The 21,584-nt window shown below is 45.4% G+C and carries 20 protein-coding genes and 5 tRNA genes; 10 read left to right on the forward strand and 15 right to left on the reverse strand.

Going from position 1 to position 21,584, the window contains the following annotated elements; translation table 11 throughout:
- Positions 1-166 precede the first annotated feature (166 nt).
- From ACWYU8_RS13560 to lolB, 9 genes are all read right to left on the reverse strand, one after another.
- Positions 167-243: transfer RNA gene (locus ACWYU8_RS13560), tRNA-Met, on the reverse strand.
- Between the two features lie 78 nt (positions 244-321).
- Positions 322-396, reverse strand: a tRNA-Gln gene (locus tag ACWYU8_RS13565).
- A 31-nt stretch (positions 397-427) separates the two neighbouring features.
- Positions 428-512 (reverse strand) — tRNA-Leu (locus tag ACWYU8_RS13570).
- A gap of 37 nt (positions 513-549) precedes the next feature.
- Positions 550-626: transfer RNA gene (locus ACWYU8_RS13575), tRNA-Met, on the reverse strand.
- 284 nt (positions 627-910) lie between these two features.
- Positions 911-2,002, reverse strand: a complete 1,092-nt coding sequence (gene ychF / locus ACWYU8_RS13580; protein ID WP_457520196.1) for a redox-regulated ATPase YchF — start codon at positions 2,000-2,002, stop codon at positions 911-913.
- Between the two features lie 10 nt (positions 2,003-2,012).
- Positions 2,013-2,603 (reverse strand): aminoacyl-tRNA hydrolase, encoded by a 591-nt coding sequence (pth, locus tag ACWYU8_RS13585; RefSeq protein ID WP_457520198.1) that lies wholly within the window; start codon positions 2,601-2,603, stop codon positions 2,013-2,015.
- Positions 2,604-2,796: 193 nt separating this feature from the next.
- Positions 2,797-3,741 (reverse strand): ribose-phosphate pyrophosphokinase, encoded by a 945-nt coding sequence (locus tag ACWYU8_RS13590; protein ID WP_457520199.1) that lies wholly within the window; start codon positions 3,739-3,741, stop codon positions 2,797-2,799.
- 28 nt (positions 3,742-3,769) lie between these two features.
- Positions 3,770-4,642, reverse strand: a complete 873-nt coding sequence (gene ispE / locus ACWYU8_RS13595; RefSeq protein ID WP_457520352.1) for a 4-(cytidine 5'-diphospho)-2-C-methyl-D-erythritol kinase — start codon at positions 4,640-4,642, stop codon at positions 3,770-3,772.
- Entirely contained in the window at positions 4,639-5,277 is a 639-nt protein-coding gene (lolB, locus tag ACWYU8_RS13600) for a lipoprotein insertase outer membrane protein LolB (RefSeq protein WP_457520200.1), read from the reverse strand. The genes ispE and lolB overlap by 4 nt, the downstream gene beginning before the upstream one ends.
- 134 nt (positions 5,278-5,411) lie before the next feature.
- Here lolB and hemA point away from each other — a divergent pair, with 134 nt between their 5' ends.
- The 8 genes from hemA to ybaK all read left to right on the forward strand — a co-directional run bounded on the left by hemA (position 5,412) and on the right by ybaK (position 13,297).
- A complete protein-coding gene (gene hemA / locus ACWYU8_RS13605; protein WP_457520201.1) occupies positions 5,412-6,668 on the forward strand; it encodes a glutamyl-tRNA reductase in 1,257 nt (418 codons plus the stop codon).
- A gap of 30 nt (positions 6,669-6,698) precedes the next feature.
- Positions 6,699-7,787 (forward strand): peptide chain release factor 1, encoded by a 1,089-nt coding sequence (prfA, locus tag ACWYU8_RS13610; RefSeq protein ID WP_457520202.1) that lies wholly within the window; start codon positions 6,699-6,701, stop codon positions 7,785-7,787.
- A gap of 3 nt (positions 7,788-7,790) precedes the next feature.
- Entirely contained in the window at positions 7,791-8,642 is an 852-nt protein-coding gene (gene prmC, locus ACWYU8_RS13615) for a peptide chain release factor N(5)-glutamine methyltransferase (protein ID WP_457520203.1), read from the forward strand.
- 46 nt (positions 8,643-8,688) lie between these two features.
- Positions 8,689-9,072 carry a SirB2 family protein gene (locus tag ACWYU8_RS13620; protein ID WP_457520204.1) on the forward strand — a complete coding sequence of 128 codons (384 nt, stop codon included), beginning with the start codon at positions 8,689-8,691 and terminating at the stop codon, positions 9,070-9,072.
- A 5-nt stretch (positions 9,073-9,077) separates the two neighbouring features.
- Positions 9,078-9,887, forward strand: coding sequence for a SirB1 family protein (locus tag ACWYU8_RS13625; protein ID WP_457520205.1), 810 nt, complete (start codon positions 9,078-9,080; stop codon positions 9,885-9,887).
- 52 nt (positions 9,888-9,939) lie between these two features.
- Entirely contained in the window at positions 9,940-10,791 is an 852-nt protein-coding gene (kdsA, locus tag ACWYU8_RS13630; protein WP_457520206.1) for a 3-deoxy-8-phosphooctulonate synthase, read from the forward strand.
- 224 nt (positions 10,792-11,015) lie between these two features.
- On the forward strand, positions 11,016-12,698 hold the full coding sequence (gene ushA, locus ACWYU8_RS13635) for a bifunctional UDP-sugar hydrolase/5'-nucleotidase UshA (protein ID WP_457520207.1): 1,683 nt from the start codon (positions 11,016-11,018) through the stop codon (positions 12,696-12,698).
- 125 nt (positions 12,699-12,823) lie between these two features.
- On the forward strand, positions 12,824-13,297 hold the full coding sequence (gene ybaK, locus ACWYU8_RS13640; RefSeq protein ID WP_457520208.1) for a Cys-tRNA(Pro) deacylase: 474 nt from the start codon (positions 12,824-12,826) through the stop codon (positions 13,295-13,297).
- 61 nt (positions 13,298-13,358) lie between these two features.
- On the opposite strand, the gene rluF is transcribed toward ybaK, so the two are convergent.
- The 3 genes from rluF to ACWYU8_RS13655 all read right to left on the reverse strand — a co-directional run bounded on the left by rluF (position 13,359) and on the right by ACWYU8_RS13655 (position 15,392).
- Positions 13,359-14,438 (reverse strand): 23S rRNA pseudouridine(2604) synthase RluF, encoded by a 1,080-nt coding sequence (gene rluF, locus ACWYU8_RS13645; RefSeq protein WP_457520209.1) that lies wholly within the window; start codon positions 14,436-14,438, stop codon positions 13,359-13,361.
- Between the two features lie 104 nt (positions 14,439-14,542).
- Positions 14,543-15,124 (reverse strand): DNA endonuclease SmrA, encoded by a 582-nt coding sequence (smrA, locus tag ACWYU8_RS13650; RefSeq protein ID WP_457520210.1) that lies wholly within the window; start codon positions 15,122-15,124, stop codon positions 14,543-14,545.
- Between the two features lie 127 nt (positions 15,125-15,251).
- Positions 15,252-15,392: a DUF3149 domain-containing protein gene (locus ACWYU8_RS13655; protein ID WP_014231074.1), complete on the reverse strand. Its 141-nt coding sequence runs from the start codon at positions 15,390-15,392 to the stop codon at positions 15,252-15,254.
- 259 nt (positions 15,393-15,651) lie between these two features.
- Between ACWYU8_RS13655 and ACWYU8_RS13660 the strand changes: the two genes are divergently transcribed.
- A tRNA-Pro gene (locus ACWYU8_RS13660) sits at positions 15,652-15,728 on the forward strand.
- A gap of 307 nt (positions 15,729-16,035) precedes the next feature.
- Here ACWYU8_RS13660 and ACWYU8_RS13665 read toward each other — a convergent pair.
- The gene (locus tag ACWYU8_RS13665) at positions 16,036-16,908 is read right to left on the reverse strand and encodes a TraB/GumN family protein (RefSeq protein WP_457520211.1); all 873 of its coding nucleotides are present in this window, start codon (positions 16,906-16,908) and stop codon (positions 16,036-16,038) included.
- Positions 16,909-17,552: 644 nt separating this feature from the next.
- On the opposite strand from ACWYU8_RS13665, the gene ACWYU8_RS13670 reads away from it, so the two are divergent.
- Positions 17,553-18,245, forward strand: coding sequence for an oligogalacturonate-specific porin KdgM family protein (locus ACWYU8_RS13670; RefSeq protein ID WP_457520212.1), 693 nt, complete (start codon positions 17,553-17,555; stop codon positions 18,243-18,245).
- A gap of 72 nt (positions 18,246-18,317) precedes the next feature.
- On the opposite strand, the gene ACWYU8_RS13675 is transcribed toward ACWYU8_RS13670, so the two are convergent.
- Both ACWYU8_RS13675 and ACWYU8_RS13680 read right to left on the reverse strand, forming a co-directional pair.
- Entirely contained in the window at positions 18,318-18,767 is a 450-nt protein-coding gene (locus ACWYU8_RS13675) for a DUF411 domain-containing protein (RefSeq protein WP_457520213.1), read from the reverse strand.
- Between the two features lie 21 nt (positions 18,768-18,788).
- Positions 18,789-21,512 carry a heavy metal translocating P-type ATPase gene (locus ACWYU8_RS13680; protein WP_457520214.1) on the reverse strand — a complete coding sequence of 908 codons (2,724 nt, stop codon included), beginning with the start codon at positions 21,510-21,512 and terminating at the stop codon, positions 18,789-18,791.
- Positions 21,513-21,584 lie beyond the last annotated feature (72 nt).

Consider the following 21,584-nt stretch of genomic DNA (forward strand, 5'->3'; position numbering starts at 1 on the left):
AAGGAGAGACTCGAACTCTCACACCTTGCGGCGCCAGAACCTAAATCTGGTGCGTCTACCAATTTCGCCACTTCCGCGTCTTGAACTCTGTAAACCATCAGTTAATTGGTAAAAACTGAAAGTTATTTTTCTTTATCACAAGGATAGTTCTTTCATAAAGAAAGAATGGTGGCTACGACGGGATTCGAACCTGTGACCCCATCATTATGAGTGATGTGCTCTAACCAACTGAGCTACGTAGCCATCTTTTTGAGCGAGACAATATAAACCTTCGCGCTCTAAGTGACAACCCCTTTATAAAGGAATATCCACTTTGAATAATGGCAGGTCTACCTGGATTCGAACCAGGGAATGGCGGCATCAAAAGCCGCTGCCTTACCGCTTGGCGATAGACCTGCAGGCAGTAGTTATAAAACTACTTAAAACATGGTGCGGAAGGAGAGACTCGAACTCTCACACCTTGCGGCGCCAGAACCTAAATCTGGTGCGTCTACCAATTTCGCCACTTCCGCATCTATTCCTAACTACTCTTTGTAGAGTGTTTAGGAATGGTGGCTACGACGGGATTCGAACCTGTGACCCCATCATTATGAGTGATGTGCTCTAACCAGCTGAGCTACGTAGCCAAAACCATGTTTTTCGTTCTCAACACCTTGTTGCCTTGTTGTCGGGAACGGCGCGCATTATGCGAAGTTGAGTAAGATCCGTCAATAGTTTTTTTAAATAAATCCCGGAAAAAACCTCGTTCGCTTCCTTTTTAAACAAAGAGGTGTGTTTATGATCTAAAACTGGAAATAAATTAGCTTGCAGCAGGGGAGTTAGCTTGAGGTATTCTGTTGAGGGTATAAAAAGAGCCAGCATGATGGCTGGCTCTTTATGTAAATGAAGTGTTTAAAATTCATTCATTTATTTAAACATTGAAGCGGAAGTGTACAACATCACCGTCTTTCACGATGTATTCTTTACCTTCCAGACGCCATTTACCTGCGTCTTTCGCACCACTTTCACCCTTGTACTCAATGAAATCGTCGTAACCAACAACTTCTGCACGGATAAAGCCTTTTTCAAAGTCAGTGTGGATCTTTGCCGCAGCTTTTGGTGCCGTTGCACCTACAGGGATTGTCCATGCACGAACTTCTTTCACGCCTGCTGTGAAGTAAGTTTGTAGGTTTAATAGTTCGTAACCTGCGCGGATCACGCGGTTTAGACCTGGTTCTTCGATACCAAGATCGGCCAGGAACTCTTCACGTTCGTCATCTTCTAGCTCGGCCATTTCTGACTCAATCGCTGCACAAACAGGTACAACAACGTTGTTTTCTTTTGCCGCGAATTCACGTACCGCATCGAGGTAAGCGTTGTCTTCAAAACCATCTTCGTTCACGTTAGCGATGTACATGGTTGGTTTTAGAGTCAGGAAGTTCAGGTAACCTACTGCTTCTAGCTCTTCTTTTGAAAGCTCAACAGTACGAGCAGAACCACCTTCTGTCAGTACAGGAAGCAGCTTTTCAAGTACAGTCAGTTCGAATTTCGCGTCTTTGTCGCCGCCTTTTGCTTTCTTAGCGTTACGCTGGATAGCGCGTTCACAAGAATCAAGGTCAGCCAGTGCAAGCTCCAGGTTGATAACTTCAATATCTTCAATTGGAGATACTTTACCTGCTACGTGCACGATGTTGTCGTTTTCAAAACAACGCACAACGTGACCGATCGCGTCAGTTTCACGGATGTTTGCCAGGAATTTGTTACCAAGTCCTTCACCACGTGATGCACCCGCAACCAGACCAGCGATGTCTACGAATTCCATTGTAGTAGGCAGCACTTTCTGTGGGTTAACGATCTTTGCTAGCGCATCTAGACGTAGATCTGGCACAGGAACTACACCAGTGTTTGGTTCAATGGTACAGAACGGGAAGTTTGCTGCTTCGATGCCTGCTTTAGTTAGTGCGTTGAACAGAGTTGATTTACCAACGTTTGGAAGACCAACGATGCCACATTTAAAACCCATGATAGTAACCTTATTCAGCTTTGAACGTGTGGAGGCGATTTTGTGCTTTTGATAGGCCATCCTTAATCAGAATGTCCAGACAACGCACCGATTCATCGGTTGCAGCGTCTAAAAGCTCTTGTTCTTTTGCCGGAGCTTTACCTAGTACAAAACCTGCCACTTTATCTTTGTGTCCCGGATGGCCAATGCCGATACGGAGACGATAAAAATCTTTGTTGTTGCTTAGTTTGCTAATTGTGTCACGCAGGCCGTTATGTCCGCCGTGACCACCACCTTTTTTAAACTTAGCGACACCTGGCGGTAAGTCTAGCTCGTCATGAGCAACCATGATCTCTTCTGGCTTTATTTGGTAAAAATTCGCCAAAGCAGCGATAGATTTGCCAGATAGGTTCATGAAAGTGGTTGGAATGAGCAAACGGAGATCCTGTCCGTTGACCATGATGCGTCCGGTCAGACCAAAGAACTTTGGTTCGTTCTTTAGGGTAATGTTATGAACGCGTGCTAATTCTTCTACAACCCAAGCCCCCGCATTATGGCGAGTTTTGGCATATTCAGGTCCCGGATTAGCAAGACCAACGAGAAGTTTGATTTGTTGACTCAAGGTTAGGATCTCTCTGGAATCTCAAAAAGCGCGGTATGATAGCACAGAAAATTGGCAGTGGGTGAACTAGGGTGAGATAGATCTTTTGAGTTAAATCACTCTCAACGCGTAACATCTCCCTTTATCCTGCGCACAAATAAAAAACACCCCAAGTAGGGGTGTTTTAAAAATCAGTGTAACTGAAATGTTCGAATTAGTTGAACATTGCAGAAATTGACTCTTCGTTGCTGATACGACGGATCGCTTCAGCAAGCATGCGAGATAGGCTTAGTGTGGTTACTTTACCTGTCGCAGCCATCTCTTTAGATAGAGAGATAGAGTCAGTTACGATAACTTGGTCAAGAACAGATTTCTTGATGTTGTCTGCTGCATTGCCAGAGAACACTGCGTGAGTTGCGTAAGCGAATACACGCTTAGCACCGCGCTCTTTAAGCGCTTCAGCCGCTTTACACAGAGTACCACCGGTATCGATCATGTCATCAACGATCACACAGTCGCGACCTTCAACATCACCGATAAGGTTCATAACTTCAGAAACGTTTGCACGTGGACGACGCTTATCAACGATAGCAATGTCGATATCACCTAGTGCTTTAGCTGTCGCACGAGCACGAACAACGCCACCAAGGTCAGGAGAAACCACTACTGGGTTTTCCAGGCCACGAGCTTGCATGTCTTCTAGCAGTACTGGTGTACCGAAGATGTTGTCTACAGGTACATCGAAGAAGCCTTGAATCTGCTCTGCGTGTAGATCGATAGTCAGAACGCGGTCAACACCAACGTTAGATAGGAAATCAGCAACAACTTTTGCAGTAATTGGCACACGAGAAGAACGTACACGACGGTCTTGACGAGCGTATCCAAAGTAAGGGATAACTGCAGTGATACGGCCTGCTGAAGCACGGCGCATTGCATCAATCATAACAACCAACTCCATTAGGTTGTCGTTAGTCGGTGCACAAGTGGATTGAATGATGAAAACATCGCTACCACGAACATTCTCATTGATTTGAACTGCAACTTCGCCATCAGAAAAGCGAGAAACAGATGCATCACCAAGAGAGATGTAAAGACGATCAGCAATACGTTGGGCTAGTTCAGGTGTTGCATTACCAGCAAATAGCTTCATATCAGGCACGGTGGAAACCTCGGGTTTGCGTCCAGTTTTAATTAGGTCGGTGTGTGGCTGATTGGTATTCAGCCAGAGTCTCTTTTAATGGCGAAATATTGCGCCCTTGAGCGACAAATGCCGAGACATCATCAGAGAGTTGTGCAAGGAGAGTTTCTGCTTCAGATTTGCTCGAAAATTCGGCAAAAACGCAAGATCCTGTCCCAGTCAATCTTGACGGCGCATATTGTAGCAGCCATGAAAGTTGCTTATCAACCTCTGGGTAAAGCATTCGTACAATTTTTTCGCAATCGTTTACGTTTGGGGTGTTTAAAAGTGTGGTTAGATCTCGTTTTGGGGTGTTTCTTGTCAGATCTGGATGGCGAAATACGTCAACTGTCGCGATCGAGACGTTTGGTCTGACGACGAGATACCACTTTTCTTCCGGATACGCTGGAGAGAGTTTTTCACCCACGCCCTCGGCAAATGCGGCGAATCCACGTACAAATACTGGCACATCAGCGCCAAGTTTCAAGCCAATCTCTGCAAGTTCATCGTCACTGAGATTCAGCTGCCAGAGGTAATTAAGCGCTACTAAAGCGGTCGCTGCATTTGAAGAACCACCGCCGATCCCGCCCCCCATAGGCAAAACTTTATTAAGATCAATATGGGCACCCAGTGAGCAGTCAGCATATTTTTGTAGTGCGGTTGCCGCCTTCCAAATCAAATTATCATGCAGAGGGACACCTTCAATCTCAGGAGAAAGGGTGATTTCTCCTGAATGATTGGCTTGGATTGTGAGTTCGTCGCCATGATCAAGGAATTGGAACAAAGTCTGTAGTTCGTGATAACCGTTTTCTGTACGACCATTTATATAGAGAAAGAGATTCAATTTCGCCGGTGAAGGCCAGCGGGTTGAAATGTCGATCATTGCGTGATGTTCCATTTGGTGATCAGTAGATTTATTTTTACGTCCGACGTCGTCAGCTTCAATTTGTTCGGTAGCGGCAGGGTCTGAGAATGCCATTCAACATCGCTGTAAAGCTGGTAGGCAATGTTCCAATCGTTCTGGCCAATCTGTTTGTTCAATGTTTGCAATGTGTTGGCTGGAGATAATTTGAAAGTGTCTGCATCGGTTGGTAAACCAAGTAACCAGTCCGGCATATGTTCAACGGGCATCATTAAACCCGTGAGTCGGTAGATCAGTTGATTGGCATGACGCGCAGAGAGCACTTGATCATCGTAGGTTTCTACCTTGGCACCTTGTGGCGTGATGGTGAGGTTTAATGCGGTTTGACCAAGGATCGTCGTTAAGCGAAGTTGACTGAATGCGGGTGAATGTTTCCAGAAGAAATTCAGGTTTTGTCTTTGATCTGGACCTATATACCCAAGTTTGCCAGTAACCTGAAAATCTTGAATGGTTTCAAGTTTTTTCTCGTGAGTTTGCCATTCCACACTGGTGATGCTTTCCGGTACAGAGGTACAGCCAGCGAGTATCAGACTCGACAAGACAAAAATTATAGAGGAGCGTAAGGTCATGTTTGATGGCTTCTTAATCAGTTTCATCGGTATTCGCTCACAACTATAGCATTGAAAAGACGGACTAAGGAAAACAAATCCGGCTTGCCCTTTCAATAAACGCCTGCTTAAAGTAAAATTCTGAACCTATTTCATATTCGATCTCAGAGATACCACGTTAGATGTCCTTGCTTGCTATTGGAATCAATCACAATACAGCGTCTGTCGACTTGCGCGAGAAAGTGGCGTTTGGACCCGATAAACTCGGACCAGCCCTCAAGCAACTTAGAGAGCACGAAGCGGTTAACGGCAGTGTTATTGTTTCAACCTGTAACCGAACTGAACTGTACTGCGACGTAAAGCAAGGTGCGCGAAACAAGTTAATCGATTGGCTCGTACAGTTTCATCAGGTGAGCCGAGAAGAATTAATGCCAAGTTTGTACGTGCATGAAGAGCAATCTGCGATCAAACATCTGATGCGCGTGTCATGCGGTCTCGATTCTCTGGTTTTAGGTGAACCGCAGATTTTGGGGCAGGTTAAGCAGTCTTTTTCTGACTCGCGTGAACACCAAACCGTTGATTCGTCAATTGATAAGCTGTTCCAAAAAACCTTTTCTGTTGCGAAACGTGTGCGTACAGAAACGGATATTGGCGGCAATGCCGTGTCGGTGGCCTATGCTGCATGTACGCTGGCGAAACATATTTTTGAATCACTGTCTGACTCCACAGTACTCTTGGTCGGAGCTGGTGAAACCATTGAACTGGTTGCTAAACACTTAGCCTCGAACGGCTGCACAAAAATGATTGTGGCTAACCGCACCAAAGAGCGCGCGCAAAGTCTTGCGGATGAGTTCGGTGCAGAAGTGATCAGCTTAAACGAAATACCTGACCATCTTGCCAGAGCCGATATTGTGATTAGCTCAACGGCAAGCCCCTTACCGATTATTGGTAAAGGGATGGTCGAAACGGCGCTGAAAAAGCGTCGCCATCAGCCTATGTTATTAGTTGATATTGCAGTGCCACGAGACGTAGAGTCTCAAGTCGGTGAACTGAATGATGCTTACTTGTACTCAGTGGATGATCTGCAGTCGATTATCGACAGCAACATTGAGCAACGCAAAGTAGAAGCTATTCAGGCCGAAGCAATTGTGAGTGAGGAAAGTGCTGCGTTTATGACGTGGCTACGCTCACTGCAAGCGGTCGACAGTATTCGCGATTATCGCGAGTCAGCAAACAATATACGTGAAGAGCTATTGAGCAAAAGTCTGCAATCCTTAGCGGCTGGCACAGACCCTGAGAAAGTGCTGCGCGAGCTCAGTAATAAACTTACCAACAAACTGATTCACGCCCCAACACGAGCACTGCAAAGTGCAGCGGAGCAAGGCGAACCAGCAAAATTAACGGTCATCCGACAAATTCTTGGTTTGGATGATCTGTAACTCACGCTTTTTTATTAAGAAAACGACACTATGAAAGCCTCTATTCTGACTAAGCTAGAAACGCTAGTAGAACGTTACGAAGAAGTTCAACATCTTCTTGGTGATCCTGATGTAATCGGCGATCAGGACAAATTCCGTGCTCTATCTAAAGAGTACTCTCAGCTCGAAGAAGTCACTAAGTGCTTCCAAGCTTATCAGCAAGCGCAAGACGATCTTGCAGCCGCTGAAGAGATGGCAAAAGAAGACGACGAAGAAATGCGTGAAATGGCGCAAGAAGAAATCAAAGAGGCGAAAGCTACTATCGAGCGCCTTGCTGATGAACTGCAAATTCTTCTTCTGCCAAAAGATCCAAACGACGATCGCAACTGTTTTCTGGAAATCCGCGCAGGTGCGGGTGGTGATGAAGCAGGCATCTTTGCTGGTGATCTATTCCGCATGTACAGTAAGTATGCGGAGAAGAAAGGCTGGCGTGTTGAAGTGATGTCTTCAAATGAAGCAGAGCACGGCGGTTACAAAGAGATGATTGCAAAAGTAAGCGGCGATGGCGCTTACGGTGTATTGAAATTCGAGTCTGGCGGTCACCGCGTACAACGCGTACCTGCAACTGAATCTCAAGGGCGTGTTCACACTTCAGCTTGTACTGTTGCGGTTATGGCGGAAGTCCCAGAAGCTGAGATCCCTGAAATCAAAGCGTCGGACCTTAAAATTGATACTTTCCGTTCATCAGGAGCGGGTGGTCAGCACGTTAACACCACGGATTCTGCAATCCGTATTACTCACTTGCCAACGGGTACTGTTGTAGAGTGTCAGGACGAGCGTTCACAGCATAAAAACAAAGCGAAAGCGATGGCGGTTCTTGCTGCACGTATTATTCAGGCGGAAGAAGCCAAGCGAGCGGCTGAAGTGTCAGACACGCGTCGTAACCTGCTAGGTTCTGGTGATCGTAGTGACCGTATTCGTACTTACAACTACCCACAAGGCCGTGTTTCCGACCACCGCATCAACCTTACGGTTTACCGTTTGAATGAAGTGATGGAAGGTGAACTACAAAGCTTGATCGATCCTGTTGTTCAAGAGCACCAAGCAGACCAACTAGCGGCGCTAGCTGAGAACGCTTAATCAATGAGCCAGGTTCAATCTATTGAGCAAGCACTGAAAAGTGCCACGGCAAAACTGACAGAAGGCGGCACAGAGTCGCCTTCTCTTGATGCAGCTGTCCTGCTTTGTTATGTCCTTGGAAAGCCAAGAACGTATCTCCTTACCTGGCCAGAGAAAGCTCTGGAACGAGATCAGCAAACTCAATTTGAAACCTTACTTGAAAGACGACTGACTGGAGAGCCAGTCGCTTACATAGTCGGTGAACGTGAGTTCTGGTCGTTACCACTGAAAGTTTCTCCTTCTACTTTGATCCCAAGACCGGATACCGAGCGCCTGGTCGAAGTCGCTTTGGACAAAACCTACGAGCAGACTGGGCCAATCTTAGATTTGGGGACTGGTACGGGGGCAATCGCGTTAGCGCTGGCATCTGAACTGCCAAAGCGTCAGGTGATGGGCGTTGATCTTAAGCAAGAAGCAAAAGAGCTTGCGGAGTTTAATGCGGCTCAGTTAAACATCAAAAATGTGACCTTTAACCAAGGTAGCTGGTTCGAACCTATCGCTCTGGGAGCAAAGTTTGCTCTAATCGTTTCTAATCCACCGTATATCGATGAAAAAGATCCGCACTTAGCTCAAGGTGATGTTCGCTTCGAACCACAATCGGCACTAGTCGCTGATGAAGGCGGTCTGGCAGATATTCGTCATATTTCGGATCTTGCTCGTCAGTATCTCGAAGCGGGGGGGTGGCTTGTGTTTGAGCATGGATATGATCAGGGACAAGCGGTGAGAGACATCATGAATAGCTTTGGCTATCAGCAAGTCGTCACTGAAAAAGATTATGGTGGTAACGATCGAGTAACGCTTGGTCGTTTCGTCTAGAACCATAACAAGTCAGTCCGCAGCCATTAATTAAAAGAGAAGAAAAATGTACGTAGCTCTAAAACATATTCACCTCGTAACCATCGCGCTAAGTGCCACTTTGTTGTCGATCCGATTTGCGTTGATGATGATGAACTCTCCAAAACGCAACAGTCGTTTTCTTAAAGTGTTCCCACACATTGTTGATACTGCGTTGCTGGTATCAGGTATCGCTCTTATCTTCGTAACGGGCTTTATTCCGTTTACTGACGCAGCTCCATGGTTAACCAACAAGATCACCTGTGTGTTAGCGTACATTGCTTTGGGCTTCTTCGCTTTGAAGTTGGCTAAAAATAAATTGCTGCAAATTTTCGGCTTCTTTGGAGCGCTTGGCTGGCTGGTTATGGCGGCTAATATTGCAGTTTCTAAGAGTCCAACTTTATTTGGGTAAACGTCATGCTTGATTTTTTTGACGAAGATTTTGACAACATGGCGCTGGTGGAAGGCGCTTTAGAACTGAACAAGTCTGTTGACTCGGAGACCAATGTTCATTGGGCAAAACAAGAGCTGGAACGTCTGTATCAAGAAGCGGAAGCCGCTTTAGTACATGAAAGCGATGAAGAGCAACGCTTTGATTCATTCCTGCGTCTTTTTTTCCATGAGTGGGGCTTTAAGGGCGACGACCAAGAGTACTTTAACTCTGATAACAGCTTTATTGACAAAGTGTTGGAGCGTAAAAAAGGGATTCCGGTGAGTCTCGGCGCAATCATACTGTATTTGGGTAACAAACTTGGCTTCCCACTGAAAGGCATCACTTTCCCAACACAGTTCTTGCTAAAAGTAGATTGGATGCATAAGAAGCCTGACTATATCAACCCGTTTAACGGTGAGTATGTGGGTGAAAGAATTCTTCAGGCCTGGTTAATCGGTCAGGAAGGTCCGTTAGCTCAGCTCAAACCAGAGCATTTCGCAGAAGCGGACAACCCGACAGTCATTGGCCGCTGGCTAGCACTGATCAAAAGTGCCATGCTACGTGAGGAGCAATATACGCTTGCGCTGCGTTGTACCAATCTGGCGCTTACGTTTGTCCCCGATGATCCATATGAAATACGAGACCGCGGTTTTATCTTCCAGCAGTTAGAGTGTCATCAAGTTGCCGCGTCTGATTTCCAATACTTTATTGACCAGTGTCCTGATGATCCGGCATCTGAGCTACTAAAATCACAAGTAAACGTGATGAGTGAAAAACACGTCACGCTTCACTAATGTTATCGATGAGTTGAATAAGGCTTATCGGAGATAGAAAAAGAGAATCAAAATGGAACAGAAAATCGTTAATATTGGCGACATTCAGGTTGCTAACGACAAGCCATTCACCCTATTTGCAGGTATGAACGTTCTTGAGTCTCGTGATCTGGCGATGCAGATCTGTGAGCACTATGTAAAAGTAACGGACAAATTGGGCATTCCTTACGTATTTAAGGCGTCGTTCGATAAAGCTAACCGCAGTTCTGTTCATTCATACCGTGGCCCAGGCCTTGAAGAAGGTATGAAGATCTTCCAGGAGCTAAAAGACACTTTTGGCGTGAAAATCATCACGGATGTTCACACAGAAGCACAGGCACAGCCAGTGGCAGATGTGGTGGATGTTATTCAGCTTCCTGCGTTTCTTGCACGTCAGACTGACCTTGTTGAAGCAATGGCGAAAACAGGTGCAGTGATCAACGTGAAAAAACCACAGTTCATGAGCCCAGGTCAAGTGGGTAACATCGTTGAGAAGTTTGCTGAGTGTGGCAACGATAAAATCATCCTGTGTGAGCGCGGATCTTGCCACGGTTACGACAACCTGGTGGTCGACATGCTAGGTTTTGGTGTAATGAAAACCGCATCAAAAGGTAGCCCAATCATTTTTGACGTTACTCACTCACTACAAATGCGTGACCCGTCAGGTGCCGCTTCAGGTGGCCGTCGTGAGCAGACGGTTGAGCTGGCAAAAGCAGGTCTGGCAACGGGTATTGCTGGCCTGTTCATTGAAGCGCATCCAAATCCAGATCAAGCACGTTGTGACGGTCCATCTGCATTGCCACTAGACAAGCTAGAGCCGTTCCTTGCGCAAATGAAAGCGCTAGATGACTTGATTAAAAGCTTTGCGGACATCGATATCAGGTAATCGATGTTCATTTCAAACTGATCAATAGCCAACCTTGTGTTGGCTATTTTTTTATCCGAAAGAACGAAGTTCTCAAACTGGGATTGATGAGTTTGAGATTCGAAGACAATCGACCATAATTAATAAATCAATGGCTTAGGATGTTCTTCCTCGCTGGGCTGAGGAGGTCTACGAGCGTCTTTCAAATGCAAAGCAGCAAATCAATAAAAGAAAAAGGTAAAACAATGAAGCAGCGTCTGATGGTAAAAACCGCGTTGAGTGCTGTCATCCTGGCTACTCTTGCCGGATGTGCAACTCAACCTACCCCGCAATGGAATAAAGATACGACTTATCGATTAACTGTGTTGCATACCAACGATCACCATGGTCGTTTCTGGCACAACAAATATGCTGAATATGGCATGGCTGCGCGCAAAACGCTGATTGATGATGTGCGTGAAGAGGTGGAAGCACAGGGAGGAAGTGTGCTGCTTCTTTCTGGTGGTGATATTAATACCGGAGTTCCAGAATCAGATTTACAGGATGCAGAGCCTGACTTTAAAGGCATGAGCAAAATTGGCTATGATGCGATGGCACTAGGCAATCATGAGTTTGATAATCCGTTAGACGTTTTGTTTAAGCAGCAGGAATGGGCGACTTTCCCGATGTTGTCCGCCAATATCTATTCGAAAGAAACCGGTAAACGCATGTTCCAGCCTTATGCGATGTTCATTAAGCAAGGCATTAAGATTGCGGTTATTGGCCTGACAACGGAAGATACCGCGAAGTTAGGTAACCCTGAATACATAGATCAAGTGGACTTCCGTGATCCTAAGGAAGAAGCGAAGAAGCTCATCGCAGAGCTGAAAAGAACCGAGTACCCAGACCTGATTTTTGCTGTCACTCACATGGGGCACTATGAAAACGGAAACCGTGGTATTAACGCGCCTGGTGATGTGGCATTGGCTCGTTACCTCAATGAAGGTGACTTGGACATGATTGTTGGTGGCCATTCACAAGAACCAGTGTGTATGGAAGGTCCAAACGTTGTGACGAAAAACTTCCAACCGGGTGACGAGTGTCTACCAGACCAGCAGAACGGCACCTATATTGTTCAAGCCCATGAGTGGGGCAAGTATGTCGGGCGTGCTGATTACGAGTTCCGCAATGGTGAGCTTTCGATGGTGAGTTATGACCTTATTCCGGTCAACTTGAAGAAGAAAGTGGAAATAAACGGACAATCAGAGCACATCCTTGTTGAGGATGAAATTGCTCAGGATGAAGCGATGCTTGAGTTCCTGCGTCCTTATCAGGAAAAAGGTCAGGGACAGCTGAACGCTAAAATTGCTGAGTCAAATGGCAAACTGGAAGGAGACCGTGACGTAGTGCGATTTAAGCAGACCAATCTCGGTCGCTTGATCGCTACGGCTCATATGGATCTTGCTAAAGCCGATTTTGCTGTGATGAATTCAGGTGGTGTTCGCGACTCTATTGAAAAAGGGGATATTACCTACAAAGATGTTCTGACGGTTCAGCCATTTGGCAATATGGTGTCGTATGTGGATATGTCGGGCCAGGAAGTTCTTGATTATCTGAACGTTGTTGCAACTAAGCCCGTGGATTCTGGTGCTTATGCTCAATTTGCTGGCATTGCCATGACGATTGAAAATGGCGAAGTCACGAATGTCTTTATTGGGGATAAACAGCTTCGTTTAGACGGCAACTACCGCTTTACCGTACCAAGTTATAATGCGGCAGGTGGCGATGGTTATCCAAAAATTGATACTCATGCGGGCTACGTGAATACGGGATTTACCGATGCTGAAGTATTAAAAGATTATCTCGAGTCTCACAGTCCGATTGATGTCAATCGTTATGCACCTACGGGTCAAATCAAATACGCAACTGACACGGTTATTTATCAGTAAAGCCTGATAGAAGTAGAGACTGATAGTGAAAAAGCGATTGACTCAAACTCGCTGATATCATTAACTAAAAGTGCAGCTCCCATTAGACGGGAGCTGCGTTTTTTATTTTTATAAGGAGAATCTTGATGACTCCGGCCATTAACCTTGCGAAAAAGAAGAAAGTCCCACACACCATTCATCAGTATGAGCACGACCCGAGAGCAGAAAGCTATGGACTAGAAGCTGCAGAGGTGTTGGGACAAGATCCAAAAAAAGTATTTAAAACGTTGCTGTTTTGTTTAAATGGCGAACCGAAAAACCTTGCGGTAGCCATCATCCCCGTTGATCAAAAATTGAATCTCAAGCTGGCAGCAAAAGCCGCAAAGGGAAAGAAGGCTGATATGGCAGATCCAGAGATTGCTCAGAAAACAACGGGCTATGTAGTAGGGGGCATCAGTCCACTTGGACAAAAGAAAGCGCTCCCCACTTTTTTACACGAAAGCGCCAAAGAGCAAGAAACCGTTTGTGTGAGTGCTGGTAAGCGTGGGTTAGAAATAGAGTTGGCCCCACAAGATTTGCTGACCTTAACTCGTGGTCAGTTTGCGCCGTTGTGTTTATAAAAGTGACAGATAAATAAAAAGGACGCATTGGCGTCCTTTCCACTCTTAGCAGTGCGACAAATTACTTTTTCAAGCTTAAAGTGTTACCAGTGCGCTTCACTGGCTTAGATGGTTTTGCTGCATTTGGGTTGTCGTAACGCACTTTTGGTTTGTTTGGTTTACGATCGGTGTCCTGTGCTTTCGTCTTGAAGTGCTCTTTTGATGGACGAGCCTTATCGTCATCGTGCTGACGTCGTTTTTGTTGGCCTTTTTTCGAGTTAGGCGCGTGACGGAACTCATCGGCATTATTACCGCGGAAAGTGCGTGGTTTCTGGTTACGACGAGCGGTGGAGTCTTGATTCTCTTCACGACTGTCAAACAGCTTGGCGTCTGTAGCTTTACGGATATTACGCCCTTTTGAATCCACTTTAGAGGCTTCTTCTGTACCGACAGAGCCATCGCACATTGCCATAATTTCTGCCACTTCAGCATCCGTAAGATAACGCCATTTTCCGTTTGGAATACCATCCAGGGAAATGTTCATAATACGCACACGGCGTAGCTTAAACACTTCGTAACCCAATGCTTCACACATACGGCGGATTTGGCGGTTGAGACCCTGAGTCAGTACGATTCGGAAAGAAAACTTGGTTTCTTTAGTCACTTTACAAGGAAGGGTGACGGTATCGAGGATTTTCACACCGCTCGACATTTGTTTCAGAAACTCGCCAGTGATCGGTTTATCAACACGCACCACATATTCTTTTTCGTGGTTATTGCCTGCGCGCAGGATTTTGTTGACGATGTCACCATCGTTAGTCAAAAAGATAAGACCATCAGAAGGCTTATCCAGACGACCGATAGGGAAGATACGTTTATTATGACCAATAAAGTCAACAATATTGCCCGGGATATCACGCTCAGTTGTACACGTAATGCCGGTAGGCTTGTTCAATGCGATGTAGATAGGCTTTTCTTTTACAGCAACAGGCTTGTCATCGACTCGCACGTCATCGCCAGGTAATACTTTAGTGCCCATTTCTGGTTGTTTACCGTTAATCGTGACACGACCTTGTTCGATCAGCCTGTCCGCTTCTCGACGAGAGCAAAATCCCGTTTCACTAATGAACTTATTTAAGCGCTTTGCGATATCTTGTGACATGTTGTTGTACTCCTAACGTTTCACAACGGCGGTGAATAGAGAATCCCTGCACACGTCAGTGAAGGGAAATAATAAAGTCGCGCATTCTAGCACCAGGACGAAACTTAACCTAACCGTTTTTGATGGCGTTCGCGGTTTTCCAGCTTCTTATCTGTACTTTTTCTTAGTAATACATAGACAGCGCCACTGCCGCCATGAAAACGCTGGGCTGTGTGAACGCACTGTACTTCTTGAATCTGCTGCAGCCAGCTGCTGACAAAGCTCTTCATTAAAGCGGGTGGGTTCGAGCGCTCGCCCCGACCATGAACAATCACAACAGTACGTATATCCATCGCGATACACTGCTTAAGAAATTTAACGACTTCATCGCGCGCTTCTTTTAGTGTTTTTCGGTGTAAATCTAACCGAGCCTGAATTGGGTATTTACCAAGACGCAGTTTTCTATATACGCCATCTTGTACGCCATCACGCTTGAATTCGACAAAATCATCTGGTTTGAGCATATCTGCATGATCGAGAGAGAGGTATTCAGGGTCGTCTTCTGTTAACCATATTGCAGCTTCGCGCTTGGCAAGCTGGGCATCTGACACCTGATGAACTTTCTTGAGTTCTGCGGTGTCTTGATTGATGGGCTTAACATCTCCCATCATTTGTTGGAACAGTTCAAAATCGTCATCGTGAGACATAGTGGCTATCTCATTAAGAGCAGGGTAGGTCGATTATATCAACGAGATGTGGGGAAAGATCAATAAAAAACCGGAGTAGGCAAATTACCAACTCCGGTGCAAAGCGTTTATAGGGCTAAGCGAGATTCTAGTGAGGAGATTTATCGTTCATGATCTTGTACATGAAGAAACCGCCGTAAAACAACATCAGACCGATTGCTCCGAAGATTACTATCATCGATGATAGACCTACTGCATTACCAAATAGGAGATCAAGCCAAAAGTCCATATGTTTCCTCCAAGATTTTCCCGATAGGCACAAATTAAATGGTGGAGTTCTCTGGCATACTGATCTGGATCAATTATGTTGCTGAGGTTAATAAACTGTTTTTTATTGTGGGTTATTAGTCACATTTTGCGTGCTAGTGTTCAGTAATTCACCAAACAAATTAAGACATTAAGTTTTTTTAGAAAAAGCACTTGCGTCTGTGATCAGAATCCGTAATATACCACCTCGTTGACGGGGATAAGTCCTCAGTTAAACATCTCGGTGAATAGCGCAGTTTGGTAGCGCATCTGGTTTGGGACCAGAGGGTCGGGGGTTCGAATCCCTCTTCACCGACCACTTTCAAAAAAAGGCTCTGTAGAAATACAGAGCCTTTTTTGCGTTCTAAAGGTCCTAGGTGGCTTGGGGCCTAGGTCCTAGATGAGTTCGCTGAAAGTTAGGCGTATCTCTTTGTCATTTGTGTTGGTTTTTTGGACTACAGACTACAGACTACAGACTACAGACTACAGACTACAGACTACAGATTCAGTATTCCGTAAGCGAAGCGCTCCGTATTCCCAAGCAACATCGACCTAAGCTTAATTGTTGCAGAGTGATTCCAACAATCTCCCTCTAGAACCTAGAACCTAGAACCTAGAACCTAACTTCAAATATCACACTTTGCTTTGCGTGTCTTACCTAGTGGCGTAATTTCAAATCCACGCTTGTTCAGTAAATCAATTAAATTGTCTTTTCCGACGAGATGCAGGCTGCCAACTACAACGGTATAGCGGCCTTGTTTCTGCGGGAGTAGGCTGCCAGTGTCGAGTTTTTCTGCCCAGTCTTTATTGCGCGCATACAAAAAGGCTTGGTTGAATTCTGCAGTGGCCTTGTCTGCTAAAGAGGACTCTTCCAACATGCTGCCATCACCGCTTTTCCAGCTTTCTATTAGACACTCGACCAGAGCTTCACCGGCATCGTATTCGTTGATGGACGACAATAGCATCTCTTTGCCTCCATCCGGTTGACCAGTAATCAAATCAATTTGGAATTGCACTGATTCAAGCGAAATAACCGGAATGTGCTTTGTTTCTGCCAGACCAATCAGGTGCATATCCACACCTTCATTAGCGACATAGCCGAGCTTATTGACGAGAGCAAGCTGAATCATAAGCGCGGTATTCCAAGGCGGAGCATTGAGCAACTGAGCTTCTGCTATTCGTAAATCCTTTGCTATGTCTATGAGATGTTGGCGCTGCACTTTATCCAACACGTCTTTGGTACGAGTTGAGACTGGAGGGTAAGTGGAACCTGTGGTGTTTCTTACGTCTGCTTCAATGATTAAACCTGAACTTTTATCCAGGTGATTCGTCAGCGCTTTAGGTAAGGGGTACATACTTTCATCACCCACATGCACTGAACCAATAATCATGTATTCGGTCGCTCCCTTTTTTGCTAACCAGTACTGCGGCTCTGCATTGGACGAAAATGAGGTAAAGAGAACAATGAAAGATGACACAAAGGTCATTGTTCGAAACATAGTTTGATCCTCGAACTGGATTCCGGAAAACACTTTGTATCCAGCAAGTTGAAATGACATCTGTCCATTACTTTATAACTAAACCATAGCAAGGTGCCATATTGAGCATAGAACACATCGCGGAACACACTTTATCGAACTTACTTTGCCAGCGCTCCTCGGCAGAGAAAGGTAGATACATTCGACATGTGATGAGCCAGGACTTTCTATACCGTTATACACGACTCTTCTTTATCGTCGTTACGCCATAATCGTGAAGTTTATTTATTTTTCACTGTAAAATAAGTGTGATCGAACTCTTATTATTTCGCATCAACAAAAAAGTTGGCGATGAAAGTTTATTTTTACAGTGTGATCTGAATGTGGGAAATGTTCTACATTCGTTGGTTTCTTGTGATTGCGATCTAATTCTAATTTTTTGAGTGATTTTCGAAATTTTTCATAACTTATTGTATTTATTATATTTATTGAATAAGCTTCGTGCCTGTTTTGAACAGGATCACTTTTTAAAAGGAATTATTTTTCATCGAAAATTAATTATTTCAATATTGCCCCCGCCATGAAGGCACATCCCAACTTTGCGCTGTAAGGTCACAGATGCCCTTAAAAACATCGCATAACGTGAATAAATAAAGGCAGTTATTATGAAACACATTTTTGCACTGAGTGCACTTTCTCTTGCTTTCGCTTCTAGCGCTTTTGCTGATTCTTCTTACGTAACGGGTAACGTTCAATTTCACGATGATGGCCGAATTCACGGTTCGGACGTGACTTCTACTCTGGAAGCTGGTCATACTTTCGATAATTCTTTTGGTGGCTTTACGGTTTACACCGAATTCGATGGTATTCAACTTGGCAAACTGGAAAGCAAAAATGGTGGAGCAGGGAACATAACACCTTACATTACTGTAGGGGGTGAGCAGTCATTTAATATCACTGATCATCTATGGGTTGCTGCAGGTTACCAACACTTGTTCTCGGCAGGTGAAAACCTTCAATACCGTCCTCTGGTCAAGATTGGTTACAACTTCGATAACGGCATTTCTATAAGCAACCGTACTCGCGCGCACATCGATGCGACAGACGCAGATGCCGATACCGATTACCGCATGGATAACCGCATCGGTTATGTAATGAATGAGGATGTGACGCTGAGCTACAACAACGTCTACATGATTGATGCCGACACTATGGATCACGAGTTCCGTGCGACCTGGACTCGTCAAGGTGTTCAGCCATATTTTGAACTTCGTTCTCAGGCTCACGGCGCAGAAAATGCAGATGGTGACAGCCTGGTGAACAACGCATTTGTATTTGGTGCGTCTTACGGTTTCTAACGATTTTGTCTTAATTGTCCATTAAGCTACTAAGAAAAAGCCCGGCATCTTTGTTAAGAGCTGGGTTTTATTTTATTTGTCGTTACCTTTGTGGTGACTAAAGGCCGAAACTTGACCTTGTTCATTAAAAGCGTAAACGGTGTAGCTGTCCTTTTTATCGCCATACTCCATACCTGGCGAGCTTACCGGCATTCCCGGAACTGTCAGACCTTTCGCATTCTTCGGTGGGTTTTCCAAGAAGGCTTTAATATCGGCTGCTGGCACGTGTCCTTCAAACAGATAACCGTTTATTTCTGCTGTATGGCAAGAGTAGAGCTGCTGGTTTTTCATGCCTAATTCGCGTTTGATGGCATTCATATCTTCATGCAGTTTTTCTTCGACCGTAAAGCCGTTCTCTTCCATGTGTTTTGTCCAGTCACCACAACAGCCACAATATGGCGACTTGTGGTTAATGACATCGGCTGCCAATACATTGGCGGATACGGTCGCAAGCATTGCAAAAGTTACAAGTTTCAATTTCATAATACCCTCAGAAAGAAGTCGTCATTTTACTGAAAACAGTCGTAGTCGGTTTGCGTTACTAACGACAGTAATGGAAGACAGTGCCATTGCCGCTCCCGCAACTACAGGGTTGAGCAAAAAGCCGAACGCCGGGTAGAGCACGCCAGCGGCGACAGGAATACCCAACGAGTTATAAACAAAGGCACCAAACAAGTTTTGTTTCATGTTTTTAAGTGTAGCGCGCGACAACTCTATTGCGTGCACCACGGCCATTGGTGAAGTGTTGAGAATCGTCATTTGCGCACTTTCAATCGCGACATCACTGCCACTACCCATCGCAACGCCAAGGTTCGCAAGCGCGAGAGCAGGCGCATCGTTAATGCCGTCTCCAACCATAGCTACTTTATGTCCTTTAGATTGAAGCTGTTCAATGTGCTTAGCTTTTTCATCTGGCAGAACTTGGGCTATCACTTCATCAATGCCGAGTTCTTTACCAATGGCATTCGCAGCGTGCTGATTATCACCTGTTAACATCACTGTTTTGATGCCCTGTGATTTCAACGCAGAGATAGCTTGCTTTGCATCAGATTTGATTGGATCGGCAACCGCAACAAGTCCGATTAGCTGACCATCTAAAGCGATGGCAACTGGCGTCCATGCATTTTGGGCGCATTCGTCAATCGCTTGTTTAAGCACATTTATGTCGACGTTTTTGCCTTGCATAAACTGCAATGAACCTATAAACAGCGGTTTGCCCTCGTACGTAGCCGAAATGCCACGTCCACGAACGTTTTCGAATTTGTCTAAATTGACTTCTCGCGCTTGTTGTTGTTTAGCGAAATCACACACCGCTTTGGCAAGTGGATGCTCGGATTGACGCTCGGCGGCATAGGCCAGAGCAAGCAACTCATTCTGGCTGGTGGCGTGAGTAAAAACTTGCTGAACTGATGGTTTTCCTTGTGTCAACGTGCCGGTTTTATCGAAGACGACCGTATCGACTTTACTGGCTAACTGCAGTGCATCAGCGTCTTTAATTAAGATGCCCAACTCGGCGGCTTTGCCTACGCCAACTGTGACGGAAAGAGGTGTTGCTAAGCCAAGTGCACAAGGGCAAGCGATAATCAACACGGTTGTCGTTACGACTAACATATAGCTGGCTTTTGGCTCTGGGCCGACGGCAAACCAAACCAATCCAGCGAGTATGGCAATACCTACTACGACCGGTACAAAAACAGCAGAAATTTGATCGGCTAATTTAGCAATGGCCGGCTTACTGCTTTGCGCGGTTCGTACCATTCGAATGATGCGCGCTAACATGGTATTGGCACCAATGCCAGTGGCTTCGATGATCAAGCTACCATCGGTGTTGAGCGTACCTGCTGAGACTTCTGCGTTTTGTCCTTTTAATACAGGTACAGGTTCACCGGTTAACATCGACTCATCAATATAAGATTCGCCTTCGAGTACGGTGCCATCTACTGGCACTTTCTCGCCGGGCTTAATTCTTAATTTCATACCAAGCGTTATTTGCTCAACGCTGATGGTCTGATCGCCTTTCTCTGTAATAGCCGTCGCTTGTTGTGGTTGCAAGTTAATTAAAGCTTGTAATGAGCGAGTAGTGTTGGCCTTGGCTTTGGCTTCTATATAGTGACCGAGAGAAATCAAACCAATGATCATTGCACTTGCTTCAAAATAGACGTGACGTGATGCGAGCGGGAACCAATTTGGGAAAACCACTACGAGCATGGAGTAGAACCAAGCTGCACCAGTGCCCAATGCAACCAGTGTATCCATGGTAGCGCGTTTGTGGGTTGTGGCTAACCAAGCATTGGCAAAAAAGTGGCGGCCAGCTGTAGCCAGTAGCAGCAAACATAAAAGACCGACCGCGCCCCAAATGAACTGATCACTGGTGTGGCGAATCATCATGTTACCGCCAGCCACACCCCACAGCATTAAGGGCGCCCCCACCACTAAGCCAGCAATCGCATCGAACTTGAAACGTTTTTGTTGGGCTAATTGCTGCTGCGTTTGTTTTTCCTGCTGAGTAGCTGCGTCTTGCAATATTTCCGCTTGGTATCCGGCTTGTTTGACGGATTCGACAATCGCTTGATGCAGAGCTTCTGAATCTTGTGTCGCAAACACCAACGCACTTTGTTCAGCAAGGTTTACCTGTGCTTTTTCTACGCCTTGAACATTCATCAGCGCTTTCTCTACTGATGAAACACAGCTTGCACAAGTCATTCCCTGGATCAGCATTTGCAGTTGAGTGCTGCTGGCTGGTGGAATGTCTTCCAGTGGGTTATCTGGTGCTTCGCTTTGTGCTGGCTGGGTTTCATCTTCAGGCTCGGCACTTTTAGCTTCTGTACTTTTGGTGCCTGTGATGACTTCTTTACTCGCTATGTAGCCTAAGCTCGCGACAAGCTCGATGACTTGCTGTTCAGAAAGAAGAGTACGGATAGTTAATTGCGTCGTAGAAGCGTCAAATGAAATAACGTCTGAGTTTGACTCTAATAAAGACGAGAGTTTTTTAACGCAGCCACCGCAACTCAAACCGGATAAACGGAAATGGTAGCTATAGCCTGCGTGATAACCTAGTGATTCAATCGATTTAACGATCGCTTCCAGAGAAGCATCGGTTTTAATTTCAACTGAGGTTGGAGACAAATTCGTGATTTCAACACTATGATTTTCGTGTAAAGTCTTCTCAACTTTTCTTGCACAACCCATGCAGTTAAGTCCCGACATTGGTACCATAAACTGATTCATAATTTGTCCTCATTAATCGCTATATAATGAGCTTAAACCTTCCTTCAAGGGTAAGGTCAAGGTTTGTGATGA

The sequence above is a fragment of the Vibrio limimangrovi genome (assembly GCF_054064025.1).

Coding starts and splice junctions, on each gene's coding strand:
- ychF (WP_457520196.1), bottom strand. CDS start 2,002: ATGGGTTTTAAATGTGGCATCGTTGGTCTTCCAAACGTTGGTAAATCA.
- ispE (WP_457520352.1), bottom strand. CDS start 4,642: ATGATCGACATTTCAACCCGCTGGCCTTCACCGGCGAAATTGAATCTC.
- lolB (WP_457520200.1), bottom strand. CDS start 5,277: ATGAAACTGATTAAGAAGCCATCAAACATGACCTTACGCTCCTCTATA.
- hemA (WP_457520201.1), top strand. CDS start 5,412: ATGTCCTTGCTTGCTATTGGAATCAATCACAATACAGCGTCTGTCGAC.
- prfA (WP_457520202.1), top strand. CDS start 6,699: ATGAAAGCCTCTATTCTGACTAAGCTAGAAACGCTAGTAGAACGTTAC.
- prmC (WP_457520203.1), top strand. CDS start 7,791: ATGAGCCAGGTTCAATCTATTGAGCAAGCACTGAAAAGTGCCACGGCA.
- ACWYU8_RS13620 (WP_457520204.1), top strand. CDS start 8,689: ATGTACGTAGCTCTAAAACATATTCACCTCGTAACCATCGCGCTAAGT.
- ACWYU8_RS13625 (WP_457520205.1), top strand. CDS start 9,078: ATGCTTGATTTTTTTGACGAAGATTTTGACAACATGGCGCTGGTGGAA.
- kdsA (WP_457520206.1), top strand. CDS start 9,940: ATGGAACAGAAAATCGTTAATATTGGCGACATTCAGGTTGCTAACGAC.
- ushA (WP_457520207.1), top strand. CDS start 11,016: ATGAAGCAGCGTCTGATGGTAAAAACCGCGTTGAGTGCTGTCATCCTG.
- ybaK (WP_457520208.1), top strand. CDS start 12,824: ATGACTCCGGCCATTAACCTTGCGAAAAAGAAGAAAGTCCCACACACC.
- rluF (WP_457520209.1), bottom strand. CDS start 14,438: ATGTCACAAGATATCGCAAAGCGCTTAAATAAGTTCATTAGTGAAACG.
- smrA (WP_457520210.1), bottom strand. CDS start 15,124: ATGTCTCACGATGACGATTTTGAACTGTTCCAACAAATGATGGGAGAT.
- ACWYU8_RS13655 (WP_014231074.1), bottom strand. CDS start 15,392: ATGGACTTTTGGCTTGATCTCCTATTTGGTAATGCAGTAGGTCTATCA.
- ACWYU8_RS13665 (WP_457520211.1), bottom strand. CDS start 16,908: ATGTTTCGAACAATGACCTTTGTGTCATCTTTCATTGTTCTCTTTACC.
- ACWYU8_RS13670 (WP_457520212.1), top strand. CDS start 17,553: ATGAAACACATTTTTGCACTGAGTGCACTTTCTCTTGCTTTCGCTTCT.
- ACWYU8_RS13675 (WP_457520213.1), bottom strand. CDS start 18,767: ATGAAATTGAAACTTGTAACTTTTGCAATGCTTGCGACCGTATCCGCC.
- ACWYU8_RS13680 (WP_457520214.1), bottom strand. CDS start 21,512: ATGAATCAGTTTATGGTACCAATGTCGGGACTTAACTGCATGGGTTGT.